The 15,132-nt window shown below is 74.4% G+C and carries 11 protein-coding genes; 4 read left to right on the forward strand and 7 right to left on the reverse strand.

Going from position 1 to position 15,132, the window contains the following annotated elements; translation table 11 throughout:
* Positions 1-103: 103 nt before the first annotated feature.
* Positions 104-2,083 (reverse strand): acetate--CoA ligase, encoded by a 1,980-nt coding sequence (gene acs / locus LCD35_RS28275; protein WP_224957263.1) that lies wholly within the window; start codon positions 2,081-2,083, stop codon positions 104-106.
* Positions 2,084-2,380: 297 nt separating this feature from the next.
* On the opposite strand from acs, the gene LCD35_RS28280 reads away from it, so the two are divergent.
* Positions 2,381-3,136, forward strand: coding sequence for an oxidoreductase (locus tag LCD35_RS28280; RefSeq protein ID WP_225045218.1), 756 nt, complete (start codon positions 2,381-2,383; stop codon positions 3,134-3,136).
* Between the two features lie 26 nt (positions 3,137-3,162).
* Positions 3,163-4,095, forward strand: a complete 933-nt coding sequence (locus LCD35_RS28285) for a nucleoside hydrolase (RefSeq protein WP_224957267.1) — start codon at positions 3,163-3,165, stop codon at positions 4,093-4,095.
* Between the two features lie 13 nt (positions 4,096-4,108).
* On the opposite strand, the gene murQ is transcribed toward LCD35_RS28285, so the two are convergent.
* Together murQ and LCD35_RS28295 are read right to left on the reverse strand one after the other, a co-directional pair.
* A complete protein-coding gene (gene murQ / locus LCD35_RS28290) occupies positions 4,109-5,032 on the reverse strand; it encodes an N-acetylmuramic acid 6-phosphate etherase (protein ID WP_224957269.1) in 924 nt (307 codons plus the stop codon).
* Positions 5,029-5,955, reverse strand: a complete 927-nt coding sequence (locus LCD35_RS28295; RefSeq protein ID WP_224957271.1) for a MurR/RpiR family transcriptional regulator — start codon at positions 5,953-5,955, stop codon at positions 5,029-5,031. The genes murQ and LCD35_RS28295 overlap by 4 nt, the downstream gene beginning before the upstream one ends.
* 180 nt (positions 5,956-6,135) lie before the next feature.
* On the opposite strand from LCD35_RS28295, the gene LCD35_RS28300 reads away from it, so the two are divergent.
* Both LCD35_RS28300 and LCD35_RS28305 read left to right on the forward strand, forming a co-directional pair.
* Positions 6,136-7,764, forward strand: a complete 1,629-nt coding sequence (locus tag LCD35_RS28300) for a hypothetical protein (RefSeq protein WP_224957273.1) — start codon at positions 6,136-6,138, stop codon at positions 7,762-7,764.
* Positions 7,761-9,629 carry a hypothetical protein gene (locus LCD35_RS28305; RefSeq protein WP_224966658.1) on the forward strand — a complete coding sequence of 623 codons (1,869 nt, stop codon included), beginning with the start codon at positions 7,761-7,763 and terminating at the stop codon, positions 9,627-9,629. Before LCD35_RS28300 ends, LCD35_RS28305 begins: the two co-directional genes overlap by 4 nt.
* Positions 9,630-9,726: 97 nt before the next feature.
* On the opposite strand, the gene LCD35_RS28310 is transcribed toward LCD35_RS28305, so the two are convergent.
* The 4 genes from LCD35_RS28310 to LCD35_RS28325 all read right to left on the reverse strand — a co-directional run bounded on the left by LCD35_RS28310 (position 9,727) and on the right by LCD35_RS28325 (position 15,067).
* Positions 9,727-10,119 (reverse strand): PPOX class F420-dependent oxidoreductase, encoded by a 393-nt coding sequence (locus LCD35_RS28310; protein WP_224978194.1) that lies wholly within the window; start codon positions 10,117-10,119, stop codon positions 9,727-9,729.
* Positions 10,120-10,241: 122 nt separating this feature from the next.
* On the reverse strand, positions 10,242-11,990 hold the full coding sequence (locus LCD35_RS28315; protein WP_224957280.1) for a serine hydrolase: 1,749 nt from the start codon (positions 11,988-11,990) through the stop codon (positions 10,242-10,244).
* Positions 11,991-12,023: 33 nt separating this feature from the next.
* Positions 12,024-13,271: an exo-beta-N-acetylmuramidase NamZ domain-containing protein gene (locus tag LCD35_RS28320; RefSeq protein WP_224957282.1), complete on the reverse strand. Its 1,248-nt coding sequence runs from the start codon at positions 13,269-13,271 to the stop codon at positions 12,024-12,026.
* A 5-nt stretch (positions 13,272-13,276) separates the two neighbouring features.
* Positions 13,277-15,067 carry a glycoside hydrolase family 3 protein gene (locus LCD35_RS28325; RefSeq protein ID WP_255615727.1) on the reverse strand — a complete coding sequence of 597 codons (1,791 nt, stop codon included), beginning with the start codon at positions 15,065-15,067 and terminating at the stop codon, positions 13,277-13,279.
* Positions 15,068-15,132 lie beyond the last annotated feature (65 nt).

Here is a 15,132-nt window from a genome sequence, read left to right on the forward strand (position 1 = left end):
CCGCCCCCCGGGGGGGCCCCCCCCCCCCGCGGGGGGGGCGCCCCCCCCCCGGGGGGGGGCCGCGCCCCCCCCGGGGGGGGGGGGCCCGGGGCGCGGAGTTCGATCACTCGTCGGAGGACTTGCGGATGCCCTTCGAGATGAGGTCCATGACCGAGGAGTCCGCCAACGTCGACACGTCGCCGACCTCGCGGTTCTCCGCCACGTCCCGCAGCAGCCGACGCATGATCTTGCCGGAGCGGGTCTTCGGCAGCTCCTGCACGACCATGATCTGCCGCGGCTTCGCGATCGGGCCGATCTCGTGCGAGACGTGGTCGCGCAGCGCCTTCAGCGCCGCGTCGCCTCCCGCCTCGTCGGCGGCGTTGCCGCGCAGGATGACGAACGCGACGATGCCCTGCCCGGTGGTCGGGTCGCTGGCGCCGACGACCGCGGCCTCGGCGACCGTCGGGTGCGAGACCAGCGCCGACTCGACCTCGGTGGTGGAGATCCGGTGGCCCGAGACGTTCATGACGTCGTCCACCCGGCCCAGCAGCCAGATGTCGCCGTCGTCGTCGTACTTGGCGCCGTCGCCGGCGAAGTAGTAGCCGAGATCGGCGAACTTCGACCAGTAGGTGTCCTTGAACCGCTGGTCGTCGCCCCAGATGCCGCGCAGCATCGACGGCCACGGCTTGTCCAGCACCAGCAGCCCGCCGCCGCCGGGGCCGACGTCCTCGCCGGTCTCGTCGACGACCTTCGCGGAGATGCCGGGGAGCGGGACCTGCGCGGAACCGGGTTTGGTGGCGGTCACCCCGGGCAGCGGCGAGATCATGATCGCGCCGGTCTCGGTCTGCCACCAGGTGTCGACGATCGGGGTCTTCCCGCCGCCGATGTGCTCCCGATACCACATCCAGGCCTCGGGGTTGATCGGTTCTCCGACCGAGCCGAGCACCCGCAGCGTGGACAGGTCGTACTGGGCGGGGATCTCCGCGCCCCACTTCATGAAGGTGCGGATCGTGGTGGGCGCCGTGTAGTACAGCGTCACGCCGTACTTCTGCACGATCTCCCAGTGCCTGCCCTCGTGCGGGCTGTTCGGCGTCCCCTCGTAGATCACCTGCGTGGCGCCGTTGGCCAGCGGTCCGTACACGATGTACGTGTGCCCGGTGACCCAGCCGATGTCGGCGGTGCACCAGTACACGTCCGACCCGGGCTTCAGGTCGAAGACGGTGCGGTGCGTGTAGGCGGCCTGGGTGAGGTAGCCGCCGGAGGTGTGCAGGATGCCCTTCGGGCTCCCGGTGGTGCCGGAGGTGTAGAGGATGAACAGCGGGTGCTCGGAGTCGAACGCCTCCGGGGTGTGCTGGTCGGACTGCGGCTCGACCACGTCGTGCCACCACTTGTCCCGCTCGTTCCACGCGACCTCGGTGGCGGTGCGCTTGACGACCAGGACGTGCTCGACGCTGGGCGTGTGCTGCACCGCTTCGTCCACGTTGGCCTTGAGCGGGGCGGCCTTGCCGCGCCGGTACTGGCCGTCGCAGGTGATGACGACCTTCGCCTCGGCATCGTTGATCCGGGCGCGCAGCGCCTCCGCGGAGAAGCCGCCGAACACGACGCTGTGCAGCGCGCCGAGGCGCGCGCAGGCGAGCATCGAGAACACGGCTTCCGGCAGCATCGGCAGGTAGATCGCGACCCGGTCACCGGCGCCGACGCCCAGCGAGGCGAGCGCGTTCGCGGTGCGGCTGACCTCGCGCTGCAGCTCGGCGTAGGTGATCGTGCGGCTGTCGCCGGGTTCGCCCTCCCAGTGGATCGCGACCCGGTCGCCGTTGCCCGCCTCGACGTGCCGGTCCACGCAGTTGTGGGCCACGTTCAGCTCGCCGCCGACGAACCACTTCGCGAACGGGGCGCCGGACCAGTCGAGGACCTGGTCCCACTTGCGGGCCCAGTCGAGCTGGTCGGCCTGCTCCGCCCAGAAGCCCTCCCGGTCGGCGGCTGCCCTGTCGTACGAGTCCGACGTGGCGTTGGCCGCGGCCGCGAACTCGGCCGTCGGCGGGAAGGTCCTGCTCTCCGTGAGCAGGTTGTCCAAGGTGTTGCTCGGCCCGTCGGGCTGGCTCATTGCGGGGAACCTCCCTGCGCTGCGGGGTGACCTTCGATGTCATCTAGACCGTAGTGCGACGCGGCTCACTCCGACAGAGGTTCTCGCTTTGGTGCGACCAATCCTGCCGGTGACGTCCGTGGTCCGGGCTCGGCACCTGCGGAGCAGGCTGGTGCCCCGAACGTTGCAATCGAGTTGCCCACACACGGTCGAGTGACCAGGGGCGGGAGGTGCGCGACCGCCTCCGGTGCCGGGACCTGCGCAGGTGGGAACGGGTCCAGGCGGGGCCGCCGCACCCGCCGGGTAGCGTCCAGCGGCGTGAGTGCCCAAGAGTCGTTGCTCCCGCTGCTGGAGCTGCCCGGTGTCACCGACGCGGTCGCCGCCGCGCGGACCGCGATCGACGAGATCCACCGGCACCCGGCGAACCGCCGCGGCTGGCCCGCGACCAGCGCCGAAGCCTCGGTGCGCGCCGCCCGCGCCTCGGCCGCCGTCGCCGGCGGGGCCACCGAGATCCCGGACAGCGGCGAGGTGAGCGACCCGCTGCTGGCGGGCGCGCTGCGCGTCGCCGAAGCGCTGGGGCCGCTGCTGCCGACCTGGCAGCGCGCCCCGCTGCAGGCCCTGGCCCGGCTGCACGTGCTCGCCGCCGCGGACCTGCCCGGCGACCCGGACCGGCTCGGCAGGCCCCGCGAGGACCCGGCCGTCTCGGGGCGGCTGGACCTGCTCGCCCAGGTCGTCGCCGACGCGGGCGGCCGCTCGCAGAACCTGGTGCCCGGGCCGGTGCAGGCCGCCGTGGTGCACGGCGAACTGCTCGCGCTCGCCCCGTTCGGCGAGGTCGACGGCATCGTGGCGCGGGCCGCCGCCCGGCTCAGCGTGATCGGCAGCGGCCTCGACCCGAAGGGCCTCGTCGTGCCGGAGGTCGCCTACTTCCGCCGCCGGGCCGACTACCAGGACGCCGCCGCCGCGTTCGCCACCGGCGAACCCGACGGCGTGGCGAAGTGGATCGTGCACTGCTGCACCGCGCTGGAGACCGGCGCGCGGGAAGCGAAGTCCATCGCCGACGCCGTCCAATCGTGAGCACCGCACCGGGAGGGGGCACGGACGTGCCGAAGAAGGTCCTGCTCGACTGCGACCCGGGCATCGACGACGCGCTGGCCATCGCCTACGCCCACGGCAGCCCCGAACTGGAGCTCGTCGGGATCACCACCGTCGCGGGCAACGTGGGGCTCGACCACACCACGAACAACGCGCTGTGCCTCACCGGCTTCTTCGGCATGGACGTGCCGGTCGTCGCGGGCGCCGACCGGCCGCTGGTGCGGGACGTCGTGCTGGCCGACGAGGTGCACGGCGGCAACGGTCTCGGCGGGGTCCGGCTGCCCGCCGCCACCAGCGGGGTGCGGGACGGGCACGCCGTCGACTTCATCATCGACACCGTCGCCGCAGCGCCCGGCGAGATCAGCCTGGTCGCGGTGGGTCCGCTGACGAACGTCGCGCTCGCGGTGCGCAAGGAGCCCCGGCTCGTCGAGCAGGTCCGCGAGTTCGTGATCATGGGCGGTTCCTACACCAGGGGGAACCGCACGCCCGCCGCGGAGTTCAACGTGCTCGCCGACCCGGAGGCCGCCGCCGTCGCGTTCGGCGCCGGCTGGCGCACCACCATGATCGGCCTCGACCTCACCGCGCAGGCCCGCGCGACCGCCGCCGTCCGGGGCCGGTTCGCCGGGCTGGGCAGGCTGGAAGCCGAGCTGATCTCGCCGATCCTCGACTTCTACGGGCAGCACCCGCAGTACCGCGTGGAAGGCCCCGCCGTGCACGACCCGTGCGCCATCGCCTACGCGCTCGACCCCGGCATGTTCACCACGGTGCCCGCGCGGGTCGACGTGGAGGTCCACGGCCGGTTCACCTCGGGCATGACCGTCACCGACTTCGCCGCCCCCGCCGAGCTGCACAACGCCGAGGTCGCCACCGTCCTCGACACCGAACGCTTCTGGGCGAGCTTGTTCACCGCCCTCGGCCGCGTCGCCACCGGCATGGCCTGACTGCCGGATCGGCTCAGCTGCCGAGGGTGCGGAGGGCGTCGCGGACCCGGCCGTCGGCGGCGGTCAGCGCGGCCGCGGCGCGGGGGACTTCGGCGCCGGTCAGCAGGTGCACCAGTGCGGTCTTCAGGTCGCCGTCCGCCGCGTTCAACGCCCGCGCGCACTCGTCCTCGGACGCGGCCGTCGCCTCCCGCAGGATCTCGACGGTGCGGCCGCGCAGCTTCGCGTTCGTCGCCAGCAGGCTCACCATCAGGTTCGAGTAGGTGCGGCCCATCCGGATCATCACGGCGGTGGAGAACGAAGTGAGCACCAGCTTCTGCGCCGTGCCCGCCTTCATCCGGGTGGAACCCGCGATCGGCTCCGGCCCGGTGTCCACCGCGATGGTCAGGTCGGCCGGGGCGTCGCCCGCCGATTCGGGGTTCGCCGACATCAGCGCCGTGCCCGCCCCGATCTCGCGCGCCGCGCGCAGCGCGCCCAGCACGTACGGGGTGCGGCCGGACGCGGTCAGCCCGAGCACGAAGTCCCCCGCGGCCACCTCGGCCCGGGCCATCGCCGCCCCTGCCTCGGCGTCGTCCTCCGCGTTCTCCACCGGCTTCTGGAACGCTCCGGCGCCGCCCGCCTGGTGCGCCACCACCCAGTCCGCGGGCACGTTGTAGGTGGGGATCAGCTCGGCCGCGTCCAGCACCGCCAGCCGGCCCGAGGTGCCCGCGCCCACGTAGTGCACCCGGCCGCCGCCGCGGAGCGCGGCCACCGCCCGGTCGACCGCGCGCGCCAGGTCCGGGAGCGACCGGCCCACCGCCTCCGGCACCGTCCGGTCCTCGGCGTTGAGCACCCGCAGCACGTCGAGCGTCGGCAGCAGGTCGATGTCCCTGGTCCGCTCGTTGGTGCGCTCGGTGGGGGCGTCCACCCGCACGGCGGGTCCCTCGGCGTCGCGGTTCATCGGCCGTCCTCCTTGTGCCGTCGGCGGTCCGGGCGGGCACCGAGCCGGTGCGCGCCGACCGCCTCGTAGGTGGCGTCCAGCGCCGCCTTCGCCTCGTCGATGTGGCGTTGCGCCACCCCGATGAACAGGCAGTCGATCACGGTGAGCTGGCCGATGCGGCTCGCCATCGCACCCGATCGGTACGTCGTCTCGCGCACCGCCGTGGTCAGCACCTGGTCGGCCACCTCGGTGATCGGGGAGCGGCTGAAGTTGGTGAGCGCGGCCGTGATCGCGCCGCGGTGGCCCGCCTCGCGCAGCGCCTCGACGGTCTCGGTCGTGGCGCCGGTGTGCGAGATGCCCAGCGCCACGTCGCCCTCCCGCAGCAGCGCCGCCGAGGTCAGCGCCGCGTGCGTGTCCGACCAGGCGAAGCAGGTCAACCCGATGCGGTGCAGCTTCTGCTGCAGGTCCAGCGCGACGAAGGCGCTGGCCCCCACCCCGTAGACGTCGATCCGGCGGGCGCCCGCGACGGCCTCGACCACCGCGGCCAGCGCGTTCGCGTCCAGCTGCCCGGCGGTCTCCTCCACCGCCTTCGCGTCGGCGTAGGCCACCTTGTCGATGATCTGCTCCAGCCGGTCGTCCGGCTCGATGTCGCCGCCGAGGTCGCGGTCCCGGCTGGAGGTGCGGGCGGTGTCCGCGGCCAACGCGATCCGCAGGTCCGGGTAGCCGCCGACGCCGATCGCCTTGCAGAACCGGGTCACGGTGGTCTCGCTGGTCCCGGCGGCCTCGGCCACGTCCGTGATGCTGCGCCGCGCGATGGAGGCCGGCGCGGACAGCACGATGTTGGCGACCCGCTGCTCGGCCCTGGCCAGGCCCGGGAGCAGGGAGCGGATCCGGACCAGCGGGCTGGTCGCACCGGCTTCGGTCGACGCGTCGTCAAGGGCCATGTGGGAAACTTACTGACGAGGATCTGTGCAGGTCAATGCGGGTATCTCCGGTGCCTTCCCGCGCTGGTCGGGGTGCTGGTGTGGAACTCTGCCGACGGGTGGACGGTGGTCGGCGGCCACCGGGTTGCACCGCCCGTTCGCTAGGCTTCGGGCAGATGCCACGGCGCGGAGCGGGGTGACATGAGCGGGCCAGCGGACCTCGGTTCCGAGCTGTTCTGCGCCACCGGATCGGTCTCCGCCCCGGTCGACGAGCACGCCGAATTCCTGCTCCAGCAGCACGAGGCGGGTGCCCTGCGGCTCTACGACCGCGGCGCGCTGGACCGCGCCGACCCGGACGCGCCGCTGCGCTGGCGGATGACGTGGCAGCGCGCGGACGGCCCGGTCTCGGCGGTGCTGGTGCTGCTGGCGCGGGACGACCTGGTGCGGTGCTGGTTCGCCGCGCGCACCCCCGGCGGGTGGGGGATCGGAGTCCCGTCGCCGCTGCCGCGCGCCGGGCTCGCCCGGTTCCCGCTGGCCGACCCGCGCAGCGGGCTCGCCGTCACCGGTTCCACCTTGCGCGACGACCCGGACGACCTCGCCGGGCTGCTCGCCGCCATCCGGGACCGGCGCGGCGGGACGGCCGTGCTGGTCCGGCACGTCGACCGCGAGGCGGGACGTCCGCTGGTGGTGCCGCGGGCGACCGCGGAGTTCCGCAAGGCCACCGCCGGTACGGCCCCGGTCGTGTTCGTCGGGGACGCGGTGGCGCGCCGCCTCGACGCGGAACTGCCGGAATCGCTGCGGATCCCGCACCGCGGCGCCCGGCTGTTCCTGCCCGGGCCGTGGGCCGCCGAACGCGACGATCCCCTGCTGTCCGAAGTGGACGCGGCTGATCCCGCCGCTTGGGACGAAGCCGCCGCGCTCGCGTTGCGGGTGTCCCGGTGGCGCTCGCCCGCGGCCGACGACGCGGACGAACCGTGGGCGCTGCTGTTCGCCACCGGCTGGCAGGACCAGCGCGTCGCCGACTCGCCCGTCGGGCCGGGGGAGCGGTGGTTCGCCACCGCGGGCGGCGCCGACAAGTCCGACCTGCGCCAGCGCATCCAGGGGGCCGGAGCGCGGCAGGCCGAATCCCGCCGGACCGCCGCGCGGCGCGCCGCCGCCGCGCACGAGCTCGACGCCGAGATCGACCGGCGCACCGCCCGCACCGCGGAGCTGGACCGGTCCCGCCGGGTGCTGGCGGGCGGCGTGCTGCGGTTGCGCGCCGAACGCGACGCGGTGCGGGAACGGCTCGCCCGGACCTCCCTCGGCGCCGCGCGGAGCCGCACCGCGGAAGCGCTACGGCTCGGCGCGGCCCGCTCGGCGCGGCTCGCCGAGTGCGAGCGCGAACTCGAACGGCTCCGCGCCGAGGAGGACCGGCTGCGCGGCCGCGGCGCACCCGCCGAGCTCGGACCGGCCGGCTCGGCCGACCGGCCCGGAGTCCACTTCGGACCCGAGGTGCGCGCCGAGGTGGACCGCCTCGACTGCGCGCGGGCGCGGCGCTGCGACCAGGTGCTCGACCTGCTCGCCCAGCACGCCGCGGCGCCCGGCGGCTCGCTGCCCGCGCTGCTGCGCGCGGGCGGGATCGGCGCCCCGGCGCTGCGACGCGCCCCGGCGGACGCCGCCACCACCTTCCGAGTCCCCGAAGCGGTCGACCCGACCGGCTGGACCGCGTTCCGCGACCACGTGCTGCTCGACCACGCCGGCGATCCACCGACCGCCCTGCACTACCTGGACGACACCGCCGGACCCACCGGTGCGGTGCACGTCGGGCACGTCGGACCGGAACCGCGATGAGCGGCACCGCACCGGAACCGCTGCGCCGCACCGCGTTCTGCGCGGCAGGCCACGCGGGACCCGAGCTGCTCGACGCCGGGAGCGCGCTGGTCCGGCTGCACGAAGCGGGCGAACTGCGGCTCATCGACGAAGGACGCGAACCCGGCGCCGAGCTGCCGCGCCGCTGGCGGGTGAGCTGGGGTCGCGGAACCGGCGAAGTGCGCGCCGCGCTCGTGGCCGCACCCGGCTCCGGCGACGCGCACGCCTTCTGGGTCTACGCCGAAGCCGCCCGGCCCTGGTCCCTCCGCGACCAGGTGAGCCCGGTGCAGAAGCTGGGACTGCTCGCCGCGCGACCGCGGGACCCGCGCGGGGCGTACTCGCTGACCGAGCAGAACCCGCTGGTGGAACTCGACGACGTGGACTTCCTGGTGCACACCTTCGACGAAGGCGTGCGGGACTCGCCGGTGCTGGTCTACAACGACGACTTCGCCCGGCCGCTCCCGCCGGAACTGCTGCGCTTCCGCAACGCCACCCGCGGCCTGTGCGGGCTGCTGCCCGCCGACGACTCGGTGCGGGACCGGGTGAACGCGCTGCTCCCGCCCGCACGCCGGATCCCCGCCCGCGCCGCCCGGCTGTACCTGCCGCCGTGGTGGGTCGATCACGAACCGGACCCGGTGCTGCCGCGGGACCGGTTCCACCGCGCCGGGGAATGGCGGAAGCTGGTGGACGCGGTGCTGCGGGCGAGCAGCTGGCGGGCCGGTGGCGCGATCCGGACGACTGGGGACGCCTGGCAGGCGCTGCTGTTCGACCCGATGCACGACCGCCGGGTCACCGCCGACACCCGCGGCGGCGCACTGCGCTGGCTGCCCGCGGCCGACGACGGTGGTGCGCGGGTGCTGCGGGACCGGCTCAGCGCCGCGGCCGGGCAGGAGGACGCCGCCCGGGACCAGGCCGATTCCGCGGCTCGGGCGCTCGACGAGCGGAGCGCCGCGGCCGAACGCGCGCGGCGGCGGGAACGGCGGTCCGCCGACTCCCGGCGGCGGCTGGCCGAGCTCGTCGGACGGCTGCGGGGCGAGCGGGACGAGGCCGAAGCGCTGCTGCGCCGCGGATCCGTCCCCGCCGCGTGGCGCGCGGCGCACGACGCCGAACTGGAATCCGCGCTGTACGCGGAAGAACTCGACGCGGCCGAAGACCGGCTGCTGCTGGCGCGCCGACGCGTCGCGGCGCTGCGGCGCATCACCGGAGCGGGGAAGGGCGCCGGGTCGTTCGATGCCGGGCCGTCCGACGCCGGGCAGCCCGAGTCCGATCCGTCCGACGCCGGGACGGCGGACGGGGAACTCGGCGGTCCCGGTCGTGCCGTAGCGGCGGCGGACGCCGGGCCGGCCGTGAACCGCTTCGCCGACCTGCTCGACGCGGCACACCGCGCACTGCCCGCGCTGCGCTTCGGTCCGCAGGTCGATCCGTCCGAACTGGACGGTCACCACCGCAGCGCGCAGTGGCTCCGCCGCACCTGGAACGTGCTGGTGCTGCTGGACTCGTACGCGCGCGAACGCGCCACCGCCATCGATCACGCCCGCCCGGACCTGCGCGGGTTCGCCCACTTCGTCCGCGCGCACGGCGGTGCGCGCGGGATCTCCCCGACGCTGATCGCCTCCGGGGAGACCGAGCTGGTGGTCAACACGCCGCGCTACCGCAACGCCCGCACCTTCCCGGTCCCGGTGGAGGTCGATCCGTCCGGGCACGCCTTCTTCGCCGCCCACGTCAAGATCGAGCGCAGCGGTGGTGTCGCGCCCCGCCTGCACTACTACGACGACACCCGCGGACGGTCCGCGTCTGTCCACATCGGACACCTCGGCCCGCACCTGCCCAGTCCCGAGACGAACTGAGCGGTGGCTCGGCCGACCCGGCCGGACGGGTCGCCGCCCGACCGCCCCGAACGCGGAGCGCGCGGCAGGAGCCACCGCGCGTCCCGCCGAGGCCGGACTACGCGCCCGGCACGTGCTCCGGCTCGACGAGCACCACCACGCGCTCGTCCCCCGGCTGCCCCCACTGGTACTCGTCCTCACCGGTGTACTTCTTCGCCATCTTGTTGATGAACGCGTTGTCCGGATCCGGCTCGAACCCGGCGACGCGGCCGCGGATCTCGACGTAGCGGTACGGGTTCTCCGGGTCGTGCGCGGACACCGCGATGCGCGGATCCCGCTGCAGGTTCCGGTACTTCTGCCTGCCGGTGGTCTGGCTGAACCTCACGTGCGTGCCATCCCACTCGACCCACACCGGGCTGGACTGCGGCTCGCCCCGCGGACCGAGGGTCGCGATGTGCGCGAACGCGCGCTTGCTGAGGATCTCGGCCAGTTCCTGCGGGATCGCGGCCATGAGCGCTGCCTCCTGGTGCTCGACGATGAACACCGGTCACGACGCGGCCGGAGGCGCGGCTATTCCGGATTCCCGGGCGGTACACCCGATCGGGAGCAACGGGACGCTCGGCTCCGGGCCGTTCAGCGCTCCACCTCCCGCCAGCCCTCCGCGCGCAGCCCCTGCGGTTCCAGCTCCCCGTCCAGCAAGGTCCGCTCCCGGTCCGCCGCGGAGATGCCGTCCAGCTGCACCCCGCGCCCGGTGTACCGCGCGTCCGGCGCGTAGCGCCAGCGCACCAGGATCCGCTGCCCCGGAGCCGCGTCCACCGCGCCCCGCACCTGCCACCACGCGCGGTGCCCGGAACCCGCCAGCACCCGCTGCGGTCCCTCCGGTGCGCCGTCGCCGCTCGCCTCCACCGGCACCGGGCGCCACGAGGCACCGCCGTCCGCGCTGGACTCCACCACGAGCGCATCGGTCCCGTCGCCGTCCCGCTGGGTGTCGACGAACGCGTCGAAGGACACCTGCGCGGGCCCGGCCACCGGCCCCAGCTCCCGGGTGGTCAAGGTCGCGGGTTCCGCGGCGGGCGCCGACCACTCGCGCGAACCGTGCTCCGGGCGCACCGCCAGCGACTCCGCCACGCCCTGCGCGAGCACCTGCCGGGCCTCGTTGTTGGACCCCCACTCCCGGGACGGGTGCACCCGGTTCGTCAGCAGCACCACCACCGAGCGCGACAGCGGGTCCAGCACCAGCGAAGTGCCCGTGTAACCGGTGTGCCCCGCCGACCGCGGGCCGCTCAGCCCCGCCATGTACCAGCGCTGGTCCAGTTCGAAGCCCAGCCCGTGCGAGTTCCCCGGGAAGCCGCCGTTGAAGTCGGTGAGCATCTGCTCGACCGAGTCCTCGTCCAGCAGCTCCGCGCCGCCGTAGCTGCCGCCGTTGAGCAGCGCTTGGCCGAGCACCGCCAGGTCGTGCGCGGTGGAGAAGATCCCGGCCTCCCCGGCGACCCCGCCCAGCGACCAGGCGTTCTCGTCGTGCACCTCGCCGCGCACCATGCCGCGCGGCGGATCGGCCTGGAACTCGGTGGCCGCGATCCGGTGCCGTTCCTGCGGCGGCGGGTTGTAGCCGGTGTCGGTCATGCCGAGCGGCTCGGTGATGCGCTGCCGCACCACCTCGTCGAGCGGTTCGCCCGCGACGCGGGACACCAGCACGCCCAACGTGATCATGTTCGGGTCGGAGTACTCGTAGCCCGAACCGGGCGGGTGCTGCGGGGTGAGGCCCATGACGTGCGGGATCCGCTCCTGCGGCGGCAGCTTCCACAGCTTCACCTCGGCCTGCAGCCCCGAGGTGTGCGTGAGCAGCTGGCGCACGGTGATCGATTCCTTGCCGTGCGCACCGAACTCCGGCAGGTACCGGGCGACCGGCGCGTCCAGCTCCACCGCGCCGTCCTCGACCTGCTGCAACGCGGCGATCGAGGTGAACAGCTTCGTGATCGACGCGACGTCGAAGATCGTGTCCGGCCGCACCGGTTCCTGCTCCTGCGGCGGCAGCTCGGTGCCCGTCCCGTCCGCGTAGCGCACCTCGCGGCCGAACGCGTCCTGCCGGACCACCACGCCGTCGTGCGCCAGCAGCGCCACCGCGCCCGCGTACATCGGGTGCTGCCTGCCCGGCACCACCTCGGTCCAGGCCGCGATCCGCCGCAGCGCCGCGTCGATCGGCGCCGGATCCAGCCCCACCTGCTGCGGGGTGCCCGGTCGCAGCACCGTGTCCGCGGGCGCGAAGCCCTGCTGCGGCCGGTCGAAGCGGCCGCCCGCGCCGTCCGGGGACGACGCGCACGCGGGCCCCGCGGTGGCCGCGGTGACCGACGCCAGGACCAGCGCCACCAGCGCTCTGCGCATCACGACCTCACCCCTCGCTCGAACGACCCGGCCTCACCGGTACAGCAGGAACCGCTCCCGCGAGCGCCGGAACCCGGTGAGGTCCGCCCGCCAGGAACCGACGATCTCGTCCACCTCCGCGCCCGCGTCGATCATGCCGCGGACCCGGTCCGTACCGGCCAACTTGTCGAACATGCCGTCCGGCCGCCAGCCGAACACCTCCGGGTACAGCCGCTTCGCCGAGACCAGCATCGCGATCGCCAGCCGCACCGGGTCCACGTCGCCGTCCCGGTAGAGCTGCACGCCGCCGCACGTCTGCTCGGCGTGCTTGGAGAACGTGGGCACGAAGTAGGTCTCCCGGAAGCGCACCCCGGCGAGCCCGGCCGCGTTCAGCTCCTCCGCCCACCGCCAATCGATGCCCGGTGCGCCGATGATCTCGAACGGGCGGGTGGTGCCGCGGCCCTCGGACAGCACCGTGCCCTCGAACAACCCCGTTCCCGGGTAGACCATCGCGGTGTCCGGCGTCGGCATGTTCGGGCTCGGCGGCACCCACGGCACCGCGGGCTCCGCGCCGCGCCCCTGCCAGCCCTCCACCCGGACCACCGACAGCCGGTCGCCCAGCGGGGTGTCGGAGTGCTCGGCGTCGAACAGCCGCGCCAGCTCGCCGATCGTCATGCCGTGCTGCAGGGCGATCGGCAGCAGGCCCACCCCGGAGGTGAACCGCGGATCCAGCACCGGTCCCTCGACCCGGCGGCCCCCGATCGGGTTCGGCCGGTCCAGCACCACGAACTCCGCGTCGACCTGCGCGGCCGCCTGCATCGCCTGGTGCATCGTCCAGATGTAGGTGTAGAAGCGGGCGCCCACGTCGGCGATGTCGAACACCACCCGCTCCACCCCGGCCTCGCGGAACATCGCGGCCAGCTTCGGCACGTCCGCGCCGTACGCGTCGTACACCGGCAGTCCGGTGCGCGGATCGCGGACGTCGCCCTCCGAACCGCCTGCCTGGGAGGTGCCGCGGAAACCGTGCTCCGGGCCGAAGACCGCGGCGACGTCCACCGCTCCGCCGGCGTGCATCGCGTCCACCACGTGCTCCAGCGAGGCAAGCACCCCGGTCGGGTTGGTGATCACGCCGAGCCTGCGGCCCGCGAGCCGCTGCCAGCCCTCGGCGGCGAGCACGTCCGCTCCGGTGCGCAGCGACCCGGGCACCGGGCCGTCCTGCTCCGCGGCGCAGGCGCTGGTCGCGCCGAGCAGCGGGGCCGACACCGCGGTCGAGACCAGGAAACCCCGTCTGCTCAACGGCATCGGGGTCACCAGCTCAGTCCGTGGCCGAACGGGAACCGCTGCCCGGTGCCGTCCGCGGTGGGCACCGGAACGGGCAGCTTCCCGGCGGGGGAGACCTCGCCGAGCAGCACCCGCGCCAGCGACTCCATCGCCACCGGCTTGTCCGAGTAGGTCGCCAGCCAGGTGGGCACCTCTTCGACGTGCGCCGCGTCGTACGGGTCCCGCAGAGCTGCCGCGACCACCCGCGTGCCGGAGTCCTGCAACGCCCGCACCAGGTCGCGCTGCGCCGCGTTCGTCCCGTTCCACGCCGCGTTGGTCAGCACCACCACCGTGTCGTGCGAGCGCGCCGCGTCCACCGCCCGCCTGACCTGCCCGCTGGTCGGCGTCATGCCGGTCGGCAGGGAGTCCGCTTCCCGGCCGCGGGCGCGGAACCGCTCCGCCAGCTCGGCGGTCGCCTGGTCCCCGGCCCCGGTGACCAGCACCCGGCCCGGGTCCCGCAGCGGCAGCTCGTGCGCGTCGTCGCGCAGCACCGTGGTGGTGCGGTCGGTGAGCCGCTGGGCCTGCTCGCGGTGTTCGGCGTTGCCGACGACCCGGTCCACCGCCGCCGGGTCGACGAACGGCGAGTCGAGCACGCCGCGCTTGCGCTTCAGCTCCAAGATCCGCTCGACGCTGGCGTCGATGCGCTCCTCGGTGAGCGCGCCGGAACGCACCGCGCCCAGCACCCCGTCGATCGCGACCTGGAGGTTCTGCGGCATCAGCAGCTGGTCGGCGCCCGCTTGCAGCGCCAGCACCGGGATCTCCGCGTCCGAGTGCTTCGCCCGCACCCCGTCCATCTGCAGCGAGTCGGTGACGATCACGCCGCGGTAGCCCAGCTCGTCGCGCAGCATCCCGGTGAGGACCGTGGGCGACAACGTGGACGGCTCGCCCGAGTCGTCCAGCTTCGGGACCACGATGTGCGCGCTCATCACCGCGTCGGTCCCCGCCGCGATCGCCTCCCGGAACGGGGGCGCGTCCAGCTGCTCCCACTGCTCGCGGGTGTGCTCGATGACGGGCAGGTCGGTGTGGCTGTCCTGGTTGGTGTCGCCGTGCCCCGGGAAGTGCTTGGTCGCCGCGGCCACGTTCGCGCCGTCCTGGTAGCCGTGCACCGCCGCCGCGGACAGCCGCGCGGCCAGCGCCGGGTCTGAGGAGAACGAGCGGACCCCGATCACCGGGTTCGCCGGGTTCACGTTGACGTCCCCGCTGGGCGCGAAGTTCTGGTTCAGGCCCATCGCGCGCAGTTCCTCGCCGGTGATCCGCGCGGACGTCTCGGCGTCCTCCGGGCTGCGGCCCGCGCCCAGCGCCATGTTGCCGGGCAGTTGCGTCACCGGTTCGCCGATCCGGGTGACCTGGCCCTGCTCCTGGTCGGTGGAGATCAGCAGCGGCACCCCCGCCCCGGAGGACACCGCGGCCTGCTGCACCCCGTTCGAGAGCTCCGCGATCTGGCGTGGCTCGTGGAGGCTGTCGGTCCAGGTGAAGTGGATCAGGCCGCCGAGGTGGTAGCGCTGCACGACCTCCGCCGGGGTGTCCACGCCGAACTCGGTCCGGTTCTGCGGGTGCGGGGCGTCGGCGGCACGCCCGTAGGCGTAGGTCACGAAGAGCTGGCCGACCTTCTCCTCCAGCGTCATGCCCTGCACCTTCGCCTGGACGGACGGGTCGACCGCGCTGTGCACGGGGGGTGGCGCGGGTTCCTGCGCGCCCGCGGCGGACAGGCCACCGCCCACGGCGAGCACCGCCACGACGCTGCCGATGGCGGCGGGGAGCCGGTGGGAGCGTTTCAAGCCCACGGGGACCTCCTGGGGCTGTGCCCACGGTCCCGCGGCGGGGCGCCGGGTCGGGGTCGGCG

Origin of the sequence: Saccharopolyspora sp. 6V, assembly GCF_020176785.1 — a bacterium.
Classification (GTDB): domain Bacteria; phylum Actinomycetota; class Actinomycetes; order Mycobacteriales; family Pseudonocardiaceae; genus Saccharopolyspora_C; species Saccharopolyspora_C gregorii.

Bases quoted from the DNA above. Each gene is read 5' to 3' on its own strand.
- murQ (WP_224957269.1), bottom strand. From the start codon at position 5,032: ATGAACCGCGACGCCGAGGGACCCGCCGTGCGGGTGGACGCCCCCACC.
- LCD35_RS28315 (WP_224957280.1), bottom strand. From the start codon at position 11,990: ATGCGCAGAGCGCTGGTGGCGCTGGTCCTGGCGTCGGTCACCGCGGCC.
- LCD35_RS28305 (WP_224966658.1), top strand. From the start codon at position 7,761: ATGAGCGGCACCGCACCGGAACCGCTGCGCCGCACCGCGTTCTGCGCG.
- LCD35_RS28295 (WP_224957271.1), bottom strand. From the start codon at position 5,955: ATGGCCCTTGACGACGCGTCGACCGAAGCCGGTGCGACCAGCCCGCTG.
- LCD35_RS28300 (WP_224957273.1), top strand. From the start codon at position 6,136: ATGAGCGGGCCAGCGGACCTCGGTTCCGAGCTGTTCTGCGCCACCGGA.
- LCD35_RS28320 (WP_224957282.1), bottom strand. From the start codon at position 13,271: ATGCCGTTGAGCAGACGGGGTTTCCTGGTCTCGACCGCGGTGTCGGCC.
- acs (WP_224957263.1), bottom strand. From the start codon at position 2,083: ATGAGCCAGCCCGACGGGCCGAGCAACACCTTGGACAACCTGCTCACG.
- LCD35_RS28310 (WP_224978194.1), bottom strand. From the start codon at position 10,119: ATGGCCGCGATCCCGCAGGAACTGGCCGAGATCCTCAGCAAGCGCGCG.